We start from the raw sequence: 12435 nt of genomic DNA on the forward strand, positions 1-12435 counted from the left end.
CGGGCATGCTAGCGGTCCACCCGCTCTTGCGGGAGTCCCCTACCGGATCACCAGACCGGCGGTCGGCGGTCGGCCCAGCGCACGCGCCGCTCCAACTGCGCCGCCAGCGAGAGCAGCGTCCGCTCGCCGCCGGGCCGCCCGATCAGCTGCACGCCCATCGGCAGCCCGTTCTCGGTCTGCGAGACCGGGAGGACGATCGCGGGCAGCCCGGTCACGTTGAGCATCGAGGTGAACGGCGTGTACTGCACCTGCTGGGCGAAGTTCCGCTCGCCGTCCTCCTGGTCGTACCAGCAGACGGGCCGCGGGGTCAGCGCCATGGCGGGGGTGAGCACGGCGTCGAACGACGACAGCTGCCGGACGAACGACCGCTCGTACGCGGTCAGCGCCGACAGCGCCTCGCTCAGCTCGCGGGCACTGAGCGAGCGTCCCCGCTCGACCAGCCAGGCCGTGAGGGGTTCCAGCAGTCCCAGCCTCTCGCCCTCGGCCGGGATGCGCGCGGCGCCGGCCTGCCAGATGGTGCGGAACGCGGGCGCGTAGCTGTCGTCGGGCTCGAGCGCGGTCTCCTCCAGGCCGTGGCCCATCCCCGAGAAGGCGTCCACCGCGGCCTCGAGCGCGGCCATGGCCTCCGGCGCGATCTCGATGTCGTACGCGCCGTCCCACGCGGAGGTGGTCATCACCCCGAGCTGGAACCGGCCCTCCCCGCGCACGGCCGTTCCGAGGAAGGGGCCGTCGTCGTCGTAGGGCGCACGCAGCGTGTAGTGGTGGTCGATCGTGCCGTCCGGCCGCTTCGCGATCATGCCGTCGAGCAGCAGGGCCGCGTCGGCGGTGGTGCGGGCGAGCGGGCCGTCGACGACCAGGCCGGCGAGCGACTCGATGCCGCTGCCGGCGGGCACCAGCCCGCGGGACGGCTTCAGCCCGACGAGGCCGCAGGCGGCGGCCGGGATGCGGATGCTGCCGCCGCCGTCGGATCCCGGCGCGAACGGCAGCAGCCCGGCGGCGACCGCCACGGCCGCACCGCCGCTCGACCCTCCCGCCCCGAGCCGGGTGTCCCAGGGGTTGCGCGCGGGCGGCGCGGCGAGCGACTCCGTGTAGGCGGGGAGGCCGAACTCGGGCGCGTTGGTCTTGCCCAGGCTGACAGCGCCCGCGTCGTCGAGGGTGCGGACGATCTCGTCGCTCTCCTCGGGGACGAACCCGGCCATGGCCCGCGAGCCGAACCCGGTCGGGACGCCCGCGCGCTGCCAGAGGTCCTTGTCGCCGGAGGGGAGGCCCCACAGCGGAGCCGTCTTCGGCACGCTCTCCGCGACCTCCTCGGCCCGCTCGAGTGCCCGGTCGCGGGTGACCGTCACGAACGCCCCGAGCTGCGGGTCGAGCCGCTCGATCCGGTCGAGGTAGTGCGCGGCGAGCTCCCGGGGCGACACCCGCCCGGTCTGCAATTCCTGCCAGAGGTCGAGGGCGGTCAGCTCGTGGAGGTCGGCCATGGCGCCAGGCTAACCCAGCCGGTCGTCCTCGCGTGCGGCGGAGAGGAACTCCACCACCGCGTCCGTGAAGCCCTCCGGGTCGACGTTGTACTCCCAGCCGTGCTCCGCGGGCGGCGACTCGATCAGCCGAACCAGGGAAGGGTTGGCCATCGCGAACAGCACCGAGCACGACAGCGGCACCTGGCGGTCGCCCGCCGAGTGGATGACGAGCGCCGGAACGGTGAGCCGCTCCGGCCGCGTCCAGTCCAGCTGCACGAAGTCGATCGGCTCCGGGAGGCCGACACGGGCGCCTGACCGGGCGTCCGAGAGCGTGCGGAGCGCCGCCGCCGCGACCCACCCGGGCAGCCGTCGCTCGCGGGCACCCTGGCGGATCGCGGCGCGCCAGTCGGTCACCGGAGCGATCAGCACCAGCCGGTCGATCAGGTCGCGGTGCGCGCTGCGCTCGGTCAGCTGCAGGGCGATCGCCGCGCCGAGGGACCAGCCGATCAGCACGACGCGCTCGGCGCCGCAGTCGACCGCGTGGCCGATCGCCGCGTCCACGTCGATCCACTCGCGCGCGCCGAGCGAGGATACCCGCCCACCCTCGGCGTCCGGCGCCTCGCCGTCGCCGCGGTACGAGACGACGAGCGAGGTCATCCCGAGCGCGTCGGCGGCGGGGACGGCCCGGAGCGCGCCGATGCGCGTCGACCCCAGCCCGTGGATGTGGACGGCCCACGTCGTGGAGCGGTCCCGCCCGGTGGGGGCGATCTCCCAGGCGGGCGCGACTCCCCGGGCGACCGGCACCGCCACCTCCCGGAAGCCCGGCGACAGGTCCGCAGGCCCGGCGTGCACGTGCCCGGTCCAGCGGCCGCGGACGTGTCCCGCCAGGTCGCCGGTCACGGTCACGAGCTCCCGCGTGACCGTGCCTTCGACCGGGTCGAGCCCGCACACCGGGCCGACGACGGCGTGACCGCCGCTGCCGAACCACAGCCCGAACAGGCCGGCGTGCGTCGTCCACCGATCGGCCTCGAGGGTCACGGTCGCCGCGTCGCTCCGGTGGATGCGCGTCACGCGCGGCCGGCCATGGACCACGACGGCGCGCGCGGCCGCGATCCCGATGCCGCCCGCGATGCGCCCCACGATCAGGACGAGTGCGACGATGCACCCGACAGCCAGAAGCCAGCCCATACCCTCCAGACGAGGCGGGGACCTCGAACATGACGGGGGTCTTGACAGAACCCCGTCCGGCCTGGTTGGTTAGTTACATGAGTAATGAACCGGTGAGGCTCGGATGATCGACGAAGGCAAGCCGATCTTCGTGCAGATCGCCGAACAGATCGAGGACGACATCATCGACGGGGTCTACCCCGCCGAGACGCAGGTGCCGTCGACCAACGAGTTCGCCGCCTTCTACCGGATCAACCCCGCGACCGCGGGCAAAGGCGTGAACCTCCTCGTGGACGCGGGGATCCTCTACAAGAAGCGAGGCATCGGCATGTTCGTCTCCGACGGCGCGCGCGAACGACTCGTCGCGAAACGGCGCGACGCGTTCCGCGACGAGTACGTCCGTCCCCTCCTGGCAGAAGCCGCGAAGCTCGGCATCGGCCCCGACCAGCTCTCCCGGATGATCGCGACGGCCGCAGCGCCCGAGCCGACCACACCCCTGACGAAAGGACTGAGCGCATGAGCGCCGCCCCCGCCCCCGCCTCCATCGCCCCGGCGGTGCAGGTCACGGGCCTCACCAAGCGGTACGGCACGTTCGCCGCGATCGACGACGTCAGCCTCCGCATCGAGCCCGGCCGCATCCACGGGCTGCTCGGCCGCAACGGCGCGGGCAAGACCACGCTGATGCAGCTGATCACCGGCCAGGATTTCGCGACCGAGGGCGACATCCACGTCTTCGGCGAGAAGCCGACCGAGAACGCGCGGGTGTTGCAGAACATCTGCTTCATCAAGGAGAGCCAGCGCTACCCCGAGGACTTCCAGCCGAAGCACGTGCTGCGCAGTGCGCCCTGGTTCTTCGAGAACTGGGACGCGGAGTTCGCTGAGCAGCTGGTGGAGGAGTTCCGCCTCCCGATGAACCGCCGCATCAAGAAGCTGTCCCGCGGTCAGCTCTCCGCCATCGGCGTGATCGTCGGCCTCGCCTCCCGGGCACCGCTCACCTTCTTCGATGAGCCGTACCTCGGCCTCGACGCGGTCGCGCGACAGCTGTTCTACGACCGCCTCCTCGAGGACTTCGCGGAGCATCCACGCACGGTCGTGCTGTCGACGCACCTGATCGACGAGGTGGCCAACCTGCTCGAGCGGGTGATCGTCATCGAGCAGGGTCGCATCCTCATGGATGAGGACGCCGAGACCCTGCGCACCTCCGCCACCACGGTCGTCGGGCCGCGGGCGGCCGTCGAAGCGTTCGTGCGGAGCCGGGAGGTCATGCACCGCGACGGCCTCGGCGGTCTCTCCTCCGTCACCGTCGCGGGGCTCGGGCCCGCCGACCGGGCGGAGGCCGCCGCCGCGGGCCTGGAGCTCGCACCCGTGTCCCTCCAGCAGTTGATCGTCCGCACCACCGGGGTCCGCTCGCCGGACGCCCACGAGACAGGAATCGAGCAGAGCGCATGACCGCAGCACACCCCCCGGCACACCCTGCGGCCGCACCCGGCCGCGCGCCGGCCGCCGCACCCGGCGCCGGAGCGCGCATCTGGCGGGTCGTCCGGCTGAACCTCGTCAACAAGTGGACCGTGATCTGGATCCCCGCGATGATCATGTTCTTCATCGGCGTCGTGAACTGGCTGATCTGGTGGATCATCTGGTCGGCCAGCGCGCCCGGGGACCGGGCCGACGCCATGGACGGCACCCAGTGGAGCGGCGGAGCGTTCTACATCTTCGTCTACATGATGGTGATCGCCATCCAGGTCGTCTCCTCCACCTTCCCCTTCGCGCTGGGCTACAGCGTGACGCGCCGCGACTTCGCGATCGGCTCCGGCCTGACCTTCCTCGTGCTGGCCGCCGGGTACGCGCTCGGGTTCGCGCTGCTGTCGACGCTCGAGGAGTGGACGAACGGCTGGGGGCTCGGCGGACATCTGTTCACGTCGGTGTACTTCGCCGGAGAGACGTTCGCAGGGCGCCTGTTCATGGTGTTCGCCGCGATGCTGTTCTTCTTCGCGGTCGGCGCCTTCTCGGCGGCCCTGTTCATGCGCTGGCGGATGTACGGCATCCTCGCCGCCGGCGCCGTGCTCGCCCTGCTGATCGTCGGGGCCGTCGCGCTGCTCACGTATACGCAGAACTGGCCGGCCGTCGGCGAGTGGTTCGTCGCGAACGGTCCGATCGGGGTGACCGCCTGGCTGCTCCTGCCGACCGTCGTCGCGGCCGCAGCGGGCTACGCGGTGCTCAGCAGGGCGACGCCCCGCAGCTGACCGCACAGGCCGTCCGGAGGGGGTCCGGACGTGGACGTGGCCGGGAGTCTCGCAACTCCCGGCCACGGTTTCGTGCCATCGGCCTCACTCGTCCGGCGCGGGTTCCGCTCCGTCCGACGATGTCGTCGCCCTCAGGCTAGGTCGAGCCGGCGACACGGAGCGGAACGTGCGGTGAACTCATAGCGGGAGGAGGGCGGATGCCCCGGTTTTCGCTAGCGTGGCATCCGTGCTCGGCTATCTGTTCCTGGCGGTCGCCATCGCGACCGAGGTCGTCGCGACGACATTCCTGAAGTTCACCTCCGGCGACAACGCCAAGTGGTGGGCCTTCGTGATCGTCGTGGTCGGCTACCTGGCGTCCTTCTTCGCCCTCTTGCTCGCCCTCGGCCGCGGCGTCCCGCTCGGCATCGCCTACGCGATCTGGTCGGCGGTCGGCGTCGCCGCGATCGCCATCATCTCGTGGGTGTTCTTCAAGGAGTCGCTGACCTGGGTGCAGATCGCGGGCCTCGTGCTCGTGATCGGCGGCGTCGGGCTGCTGGAGCTCGGCGCGCGCCACCCGGCGTGACGCCCGTCGGAGACTCGGCGGCTCAGCCCTGCCGCGGGGCGTCGGCCCGACGTCGGCTTCCGTCGGAGATTCGGCGGCTCAGCCTTCGAATCTCCGACGTTAGGCGGTGCTGCAGGAGATTCGAACGTTCGATCGCTGACCACGGCAGGGCGCCGGCGGTTCCGCGGGGCCGGGCACCTGCCGGAGAGGAGCACGCGGCGCCGGCCGCGCTCAGGCGGACCCGACGAACGCCTCCAGCGCCTCATCGAGCGTGCGCGCGGGCGCGATGAACGGGTAGACCGCACCGACGCCCGCCGGGACGTACTCGCCCTCCGGTGTCACCGTGATCTCGCCGAGCAGCCGCCCGCGGCCGAGCTCCGCGTCCTCGTCCGGGAACGAGTGGTCGTACACGTCGTAGCGGTCGCCGTCCTCGTAGACGGTCAGGTCTTCCAGCAGCGGCATCGTCAGAACCTCCTCGTGAACGGCAGCGGCTTGCGCATCCGGATCAGCAAGAGCAAGGGTACGAGCACGTAGGGGCCGTTGTAGAGCAGGAACACGACGGGGTTCGGCGTGCGCTGCCCGTCCGGGCCGAAGAACTCGACACCGAAGATCGGGATGGCGGTCAGGCTGATGATCATGGTCGCGTAGATGACGGCGAACAGCTGGATCCAGTTGAACCCCTTCACCAGGCTGATCACGAGCAGCACGTAGAACGGCAGGTAGACGAACGCGCTCGTGCCGGTGATGAACCGCAGCCAGAGCGGCTCCTGCATGTAGAGCGGGTCGTACTGCGACGAGTAGGTGTAGTTCCACTGGGCGAGGATGTTGGTCGTCGTCGCCGTCTGCGGGATCCCCAGCGTCGGGATGGCGTCGCTGATGATGCAGGTCACGATGAACAGCGAGAACATCACGATGAAGAAGATGTCGAACGGACGCTTGCGCAGCGGCAGGTTCGCCGGCCTCGCGGGCGCGGCGGCGACCTGTCCGGTCTCAGGGGTCACGGTGCTCACGGGGGCGAGCCTAGCGCCGGTCAGCCCGTGTAGCCGACGTTGACGAGCACCTGCTTCGCGAGAGCCCTGGCCCGGTCGGCGGTCAGGCCGCCCGCCCCGGAGACCTGCACCCAGCCATGGGCGGCGACCACGTTGAGCACGCCGCTGGGCGAGACGTACGCCGACTCACCGATCCCTGTGACATCGGAGGACCCGGCCGGGCGTGCCTTCGCGGCCGACTCCGCAGCGCCGGGCAGCACGGACACGTTGACCGAGTAGCTGACGGACTGGTCGTCGGAGATCCAGGTGCACCAGTATCCCCCGACCTGTCGATCGATGTTGAAGAGCGACGTGGAGTACTCGCCCCCGTCGCTCTTCACCTCGCGCGCGGCCGGGAGCCCGGCGAGCTCGCCGAGCTGGCTCGCGGTCGCCAGGGAGTCGCAGTCGCTCGCGCCCCGGAGGTTCGGGGTCGGCACCCACAGCGGCCCCGGCGCCCCGAGAGCAGCCACGACGCCGTGGACCTGCTCCAGCGCCCGCGTGGCGGCATCGGACGGGAGCTGGACGTCGCTCCCCGCGATCAGGTAACCCGACGACCCATAGTGGGGCGTGAGGAAGAGGAACCCCATCGGGGTGCCCTGCGGTTCCAGTGTGTAGGCGTCGGGTGCGACCGCCGGGGAGTGGATGCCGGCGCCCTGCTCCCCGTCGAGCCAGCCGTCGAACGCCTCGCGCGTCACCTCCGGGCCGACGGCGACCCGCACTTCGAGACCGCCGGGCCCCTCCACCCCGTTGGACCAGTGGCACCTCAGGGCTCCCACGCGCTCGTCGGCCCACGACGAGTTGCGCTCGGTGCGGTCGTCCGGTGCGGGCGTCAGCCCGTCCCCGATCTCCGCCAGGACGGAGGCGGGCAGGAGGGCGTCGCACGTGGTCGGGACGCGCAGGGCCTGGGCCGTGGGAACCGGCGACGGGCTCGGGGATGCGACGGCGGCGGGGGTCTCCCCGCGGGTCGGCTCGCCCGCTTGCGCGTGCGCGCATCCGGCCAGCACGAGCGCCGCCGCAGCGGCACCGAGCAGACTCATCGAGACGCGTCCAGACATGTATTCCCCCCTCGGCATGCGCGCGATCGACTCGCTCAGGAGGACGCTAACGCATCGGGCCGGTGCAGAGTACGGCCGTCATCCAAACGTTACTTTAGGGACTTCTGCATCAGCACCGTGCCCAGCCAGCGGTCGAACTTGTAGCCGACGCGGCCCATCCGGCCGATCTCGGTGAAACCGAAGTTCTCGTGCATCTTGATCGAGGCCTCGGCGCCCTTGTCGGCGATCACCGCGATCATCTCCTTGAGCCCGGCCTCCCTCGACCGGTCGATCAGGGCCTGCATGAGGACCGGCCCCAAGCCCTTGCCGGTGGAGGCTGCACCCAGATAGATCGAGTTCTCGACGGTGAAACGGTAGGCGCGCTTCTGCTTCCAGGGCTGCACGAGGGCGTAGCCGAGGATCTGGCCGGTGGGCGACTCGGCGACGATGAACGGCATCTTGAGCTTGGTCAGGTACGCGTACTTGCTCTTCCACTCGCGCAGGGTCATCGCGTCCTCATCGAACGTGACGGTGCTGTTGGCGACGTAGTGGTTGTAGATCTCGCGGACGTGCGGGAGGTCTTCCGGGCGCGCGTCGCGGATCGCGTACTCGAACGGCGCCTCGGCGGCCGGGGTTTTGCGCAGGTGACGCGGGAGGACGCGGCGCTCCTGATATTCCTCTTCCAACACGACATCAAGCGTACGTCGCGCGCGTTGCGGGCGTATTACGGATGCAGGGTCCAGTCGACCGGCTTCTCGCCGGCACGTTCGAGGAGCGCATTCGCGCGCGAGAACGGCTTCGAGCCGAAGAAGCCGCGCGAGGCGGAGAGCGGGCTCGGGTGCGGCGACTCGATGACGGGGTTGCCGTCGAGCAGCGGCTTCAGTGTGGCGGCGTCCCTCCCCCACAGGATCGACACGAACGGGCGGCCGCGGGCGACGAGCGAGCGGATGGCGTGCTCGGTGACCGCCTCCCACCCCTTCCCGCGGTGCGAGGCGGGCTCGCCGGGGCGGACGGTGAGGACCCGGTTGAGCAGCATGACCCCGTTGCCGGCCCAGTCGCTCAGGTCGCCGTGGGGCGGAGGCACGAGCCCGAGGTCGTCCCGGAGTTCGCGGTAGATGTTCTGCAGGCTCCTCGGCAGCGGCCGGACGTGCCGTTCGACGGCGAACGAGAGGCCGATCGGATGCCCGGGCGTCGGGTACGGGTCCTGGCCGACGATCAGCACGCGCACGTCGGCGAGAGGAGCACGGAAGGCGCGGAGGACCGCGTCCCCGGCCGGCAGGTACGGCCGCCCGGCAGCGACCTCGGCGCGGAGGAACTCCCCCATCGCGGCGATGCGGTCGGCGACCGGTTCGAGCGCGGCCGCCCAGCCGGGATCCATCGAGCCGTCGGCGGCGAGCTCGGCGAGCGTCTTCGGCATAGGCGTCAGTGCGTGGCGGCGGTCACCGGCGGCAGGGCCGACCACGGGAAGGTGATCCAGCGGTCGGTGCGCCGCCAGACGAAGTCCGGCTCGAGCACGGTCCGGGGCTTGGAGTAGAGGCACACGGTCCGCACGTCGGCGCCGGAGGCCGCGATCAGGTCGACGACCATCGCGAGCGTGCGGCCGGAGTCGGAGACGTCGTCGACCAGCAGCACGCGCCTGGCGTCGAGGGCCGACGAGTCGAGCATCGGCGGGAGCACGACCGGCTCGGGGAGCCGCGTGTCGACGCCCGTGTAGAACTCGACGTTGAGGGCGCCGCAGGCCTTGATCCCGAGCGCGTAGGAGATCGCTCCCGCCAGGAGCAGGCCGCCGCGGGCGATGGCGACGACCAGATCGGGCTCGAAGCCCGACTCGACGACCTCGCCGGCGAGATGACGCGCCGCCTCGCCGAACTCCAGCCAGCCGAGGACCTCCCGCTCCGTCTCCTGGAGGACGTCTGCACCGGAATCGTCGAGTTCGCTGGCCATTGTTCTACCGTACCGGGGGTCCGCCGGTGTTAGCATCCGCGCATGACATCGGAGAGGACGTCGGCCCAGCGCGGGGCCACGGTCGCGATCGGAGCTATGGCGGGGCTCATCGGCTGGCTCGCGCTCGTGGAACTGACCAGCGGCATCCTGCAGGGCTACTACGTCCCGCTGATCTCCGACATCGTGAAGCATCTCGGCATCCACGACGCCGACTACAACTGGTTCGAGGCGGCGCAGCTGCTCGTCTCCGCACTCGTGCTGCCGGTGCTGGCGAAGCTCGGCGACATGTTCGGGCACAAGCGCATCCTGCTGATCGCGACCGCGCTCACTGCGCTCTCCACCTGGGCGCTCGCGTTCTCCGGCGACTTCGTCTCGTACCTGCTCGCGTTCGCCCTGCAGGGCTTCTACGTGGTCTGGCTGCCGCTCGAGGTGGCGCTCATCTTCGACCGGGGCCGGCGAACGGGCGCGGCGGCCTCCCGTACGCGCCGCGCGGCCGGGCTGCTCGTCGTGGCACTGGAGGCCGGTGCGATCCTCGGCGCTGTCGGCGCGGGCCTGCTGTTCGAGGCGCTCGGCGGCAACGTCGCCCTCACCCTGACGGTCCCGGCCGTCGCGGTGACCCTCGTCTTCTTCGCCATCCTGTTCGGCGTGCCCGAGTCGGAGCCCGTCCCGGGACGTTCGCTCGACGGCGTCGGCTTCACCCTGCTCGCGCTGGGGCTCCTGCTCATCACCTCCGGCCTCACCTTCCTGCGCTTGAACGGCGTCGGCACCTGGTGGGTGTGGGGGCTGATCGTGCTCGGGCTGCTGTCGTTCCTCCCGTTCGGGCGCTGGGAGCTGCGCCAGAGCGACCCGGCCATCGACCTCCGCGTGCTCCGGAAGCCCACCATGTGGCCGGTGCAGCTCACGGCGGGACTCATCGGGATCAGCCTGCTCGGCGCACAGGCCCCGCTCAGCACCTACGCGGGCACCGACCCGGCGAACGGCTACGGGCTGGGGCTCACGGCCGGGCAGCGCAGCATCCTGATCGGCGCCTACCTGATCTCGATGATCGTGGGGGCCCTGCTGTTCCCGCTCGTCTCGTCGTGGCTGACGCCGCGGGTGACCCTCATCGGCGCATCCTTCCTCGTCGCGATCGGCTACCTGCTCTTCCTGCCGTTCCACCTCCAGACCTGGGAGGTGTTCACCAACATGGCGATCGCCGGACTCGGCTCCGGCGCGCTCGTCGGGGCGCTCCCCGCCGCGGCGGCAGCCGCCGCCCCGCGCGGTCAGACGGGCGTCGCCACCGCCCTGACCAACACCACGAAGACGGTCGGCGGCTCGTTCGCGTCCGCCGTCTTCGGCGTCGTGCTGCTGGCCGGCGCCGCGACCGTGACGGCGACCGCGGCCAGCCTGTTCGGCTACATGCTGGTCTGGACGATCTGCGGACTCGGCGCTCTCCTCGCCGCCGTCCTCCTGTTCTTCGTGCCGCGGCTGGCGTTCGCGGACCCCGAACCCGTCGAAGCACCCGAACCCGCCATGGAGTGATCATGCCCGAGCAGCTCCCGCCCACCGTCGCCGACGCCCTCACCGAGTTCCTGCTGGAGCAGAGACGCCGCGCCCCCGGGCTGGTGAGCCGCGCGATCGTCACCGGCTCCGCCTCCGCCGGGGACTGGCATCCGGGAGTCAGCGACATCGACGTGGTGTTCGTCGTGACGCGCGACCCGGTGGACGACCTCCCCGCCCTCGCAGAGCTGCACGCCTCCTCCGACCCGCACATCGACGGCGTGTACCTGACGGAGTCCGAGATCGCCCGCGGGCCCGACATCGTCCAGACCGCGCCGCAGGTCGTGGAGGGGGTGCTCGTCTCCTCCCTGCCCGGCGCGCAGCTCAGCTGGGTGACCTGGCGGGAGCTCGAGTCCGGAGTCCAGGGGATCGTCGACGGCGGCGACGTGATCTGGAGCCCGGTGTCGGACCGGCATCCCGGTACCGCCCAGGGCGTGGTCGCCTTCTCGCGCGACAACCTGCAGGACTACTGGCAGCGGATCGGGGACGCTCTGGAGGCCGAGCTCGCCGAGCGGGCGGAGCACGAGCCGCTGCGTCCCGAGACCGTGCGCTGGGTCGCTCTCGGCCCGATCCGGCTGGTGGCCACGATCGAGACCGGCGAGGTGCTCTCCAAGACCGCCGCGGCCGAGCATGCCGCCGAGCGCTGGCCCGAGCACACGGAGCTGCTGCAGCGTGCGGTGCGCGACCGCTCAGGCGACCGCCAGGAGTTCACCGTGCGCGACGGGCGCGAGGCGCTCGACCTGCTGCGCAAGTGCGTCCGCGTCGCCGAGGAGTGAGCGTCAGCCGCGGTCCTCGCGGCCGTCGTGCGGCCGCTCGTGCCCGTCACGGGGGTCGTCGTGGCGTCGCAGGTGCTGCGTGCGCTCGTTCAGGTAGTTGACGATGGTCGCGCTCGCGGTTCCGACGATCGCGATACCGCCCATCATGAGGACCACGGCGAGGAGCCGGCCGGGCACAGTGACGGGGTAGTAGTCCCCGTAGCCCACCGTCGCCATGGTGACGCATGCCCACCAGAGCGAGTCGCCGAAGCTGCGGATGTTGGAGCCGACGGCGTAGCGCTCCACCCGGAACTCGGCGAGCGCGATCACGTAGATGAACATCAGTACGGTGACCCCGGCGACGATCACCACCCGCCGGCGCAGGTGCGACGCCGTGTTCCCGCGCAGGGCCGGGATGCGGCGCAGCCCGGTCAGCAGCCGGAACGGCCGGACCAGCGGGATGAACACCGAGAGCAGGTCGATCAGCGAGTGCCGGACGAAGTCCGCCTTGTGCTCGGCGAGCGTCAGCCGCACCACGTAGTCGACCAGGAAGAACGCCCACACCGCCAGCAGCACCACCACGAGCACGTTGTGCAGGTCGGGGGTCGGACGCTCATCGAGGGTGTCCCAGGAGTACGCGATCAGGAACAGGAACGACGCCGCCATTGTCGGCCAGGCGGTGGCCCGCTCCCAGCCCTCGCGCTTCGCGTCGTTCGCGATCCCCATG

The 12435-nt window shown here is 71.2% G+C and carries 14 protein-coding genes and 1 pseudogene; 6 read left to right on the forward strand and 9 right to left on the reverse strand.

Features of this window, described 5'->3' with window-relative positions; all coding sequences use genetic code 11:
- Positions 1 to 47: 47 nt before the first annotated feature.
- On the reverse strand, positions 48 to 1478 hold the full coding sequence (locus HNO83_RS06245; protein ID WP_175336641.1) for an amidase: 1431 nt from the start codon (positions 1476 to 1478) through the stop codon (positions 48 to 50).
- A gap of 9 nt (positions 1479 to 1487) precedes the next feature.
- Positions 1488 to 2645 carry an alpha/beta hydrolase gene (locus HNO83_RS06250; protein WP_175336642.1) on the reverse strand — a complete coding sequence of 386 codons (1158 nt, stop codon included), beginning with the start codon at positions 2643 to 2645 and terminating at the stop codon, positions 1488 to 1490.
- A gap of 103 nt (positions 2646 to 2748) precedes the next feature.
- Here HNO83_RS06250 and HNO83_RS06255 point away from each other — a divergent pair, with 103 nt between their 5' ends.
- The 4 genes and pseudogenes from HNO83_RS06255 to HNO83_RS06270 form a co-directional block, all read left to right on the forward strand.
- On the forward strand, positions 2749 to 3144 hold the full coding sequence (locus tag HNO83_RS06255; protein ID WP_115696134.1) for a GntR family transcriptional regulator: 396 nt from the start codon (positions 2749 to 2751) through the stop codon (positions 3142 to 3144).
- On the forward strand, positions 3141 to 4073 hold the full coding sequence (locus tag HNO83_RS06260) for an ABC transporter ATP-binding protein (RefSeq protein ID WP_175336643.1): 933 nt from the start codon (positions 3141 to 3143) through the stop codon (positions 4071 to 4073). The genes HNO83_RS06255 and HNO83_RS06260 overlap by 4 nt, the downstream gene beginning before the upstream one ends.
- Positions 4070 to 4867, forward strand: coding sequence for a hypothetical protein (locus HNO83_RS06265; RefSeq protein WP_175336644.1), 798 nt, complete (start codon positions 4070 to 4072; stop codon positions 4865 to 4867). The genes HNO83_RS06260 and HNO83_RS06265 overlap by 4 nt, the downstream gene beginning before the upstream one ends.
- Positions 4868 to 5069: 202 nt before the next feature.
- A pseudogene (locus HNO83_RS06270) lies at positions 5070 to 5429 on the forward strand (DMT family transporter); the annotation flags it as partial.
- Positions 5430 to 5639: 210 nt separating this feature from the next.
- Here the strand turns inward: HNO83_RS06270 and HNO83_RS06275 are convergent.
- The 6 genes from HNO83_RS06275 to HNO83_RS06300 form a co-directional block, all read right to left on the reverse strand.
- Complete coding sequence (locus HNO83_RS06275; RefSeq protein ID WP_175336646.1) at positions 5640 to 5870, reverse strand: hypothetical protein; 231 nt, start codon at positions 5868 to 5870, stop codon at positions 5640 to 5642.
- Between the two features lie 2 nt (positions 5871 to 5872).
- Positions 5873 to 6418: a DUF2781 domain-containing protein gene (locus HNO83_RS06280; protein WP_175336647.1), complete on the reverse strand. Its 546-nt coding sequence runs from the start codon at positions 6416 to 6418 to the stop codon at positions 5873 to 5875.
- Positions 6419 to 6438: 20 nt separating this feature from the next.
- Positions 6439 to 7491 carry a hypothetical protein gene (locus HNO83_RS06285; RefSeq protein WP_249776522.1) on the reverse strand — a complete coding sequence of 351 codons (1053 nt, stop codon included), beginning with the start codon at positions 7489 to 7491 and terminating at the stop codon, positions 6439 to 6441.
- Positions 7492 to 7580: 89 nt separating this feature from the next.
- Positions 7581 to 8159: a GNAT family N-acetyltransferase gene (locus tag HNO83_RS06290; RefSeq protein ID WP_175336648.1), complete on the reverse strand. Its 579-nt coding sequence runs from the start codon at positions 8157 to 8159 to the stop codon at positions 7581 to 7583.
- A gap of 35 nt (positions 8160 to 8194) precedes the next feature.
- Complete coding sequence (locus HNO83_RS06295; RefSeq protein WP_175336649.1) at positions 8195 to 8887, reverse strand: uracil-DNA glycosylase; 693 nt, start codon at positions 8885 to 8887, stop codon at positions 8195 to 8197.
- A gap of 5 nt (positions 8888 to 8892) precedes the next feature.
- Positions 8893 to 9414, reverse strand: a complete 522-nt coding sequence (locus HNO83_RS06300) for a phosphoribosyltransferase (RefSeq protein WP_175336650.1) — start codon at positions 9412 to 9414, stop codon at positions 8893 to 8895.
- Between the two features lie 42 nt (positions 9415 to 9456).
- On the opposite strand from HNO83_RS06300, the gene HNO83_RS06305 reads away from it, so the two are divergent.
- Both HNO83_RS06305 and HNO83_RS06310 read left to right on the forward strand, forming a co-directional pair.
- Entirely contained in the window at positions 9457 to 10935 is a 1479-nt protein-coding gene (locus HNO83_RS06305) for an MFS transporter (RefSeq protein ID WP_175336651.1), read from the forward strand.
- A 2-nt stretch (positions 10936 to 10937) separates the two neighbouring features.
- Positions 10938 to 11729, forward strand: a complete 792-nt coding sequence (locus HNO83_RS06310; protein ID WP_217498748.1) for an aminoglycoside adenylyltransferase domain-containing protein — start codon at positions 10938 to 10940, stop codon at positions 11727 to 11729.
- A 3-nt stretch (positions 11730 to 11732) separates the two neighbouring features.
- Here HNO83_RS06310 and HNO83_RS06315 read toward each other — a convergent pair whose 3' ends face one another.
- On the reverse strand, positions 11733 to 12434 hold the full coding sequence (locus HNO83_RS06315; RefSeq protein ID WP_175336652.1) for a potassium channel family protein: 702 nt from the start codon (positions 12432 to 12434) through the stop codon (positions 11733 to 11735).
- Position 12435: the final 1 nt, after the last annotated feature.

The sequence above is a fragment of the Leifsonia sp. C5G2 genome, assembly GCF_013359685.1.
GTDB lineage: Bacteria > Actinomycetota > Actinomycetes > Actinomycetales > Microbacteriaceae > Leifsonia.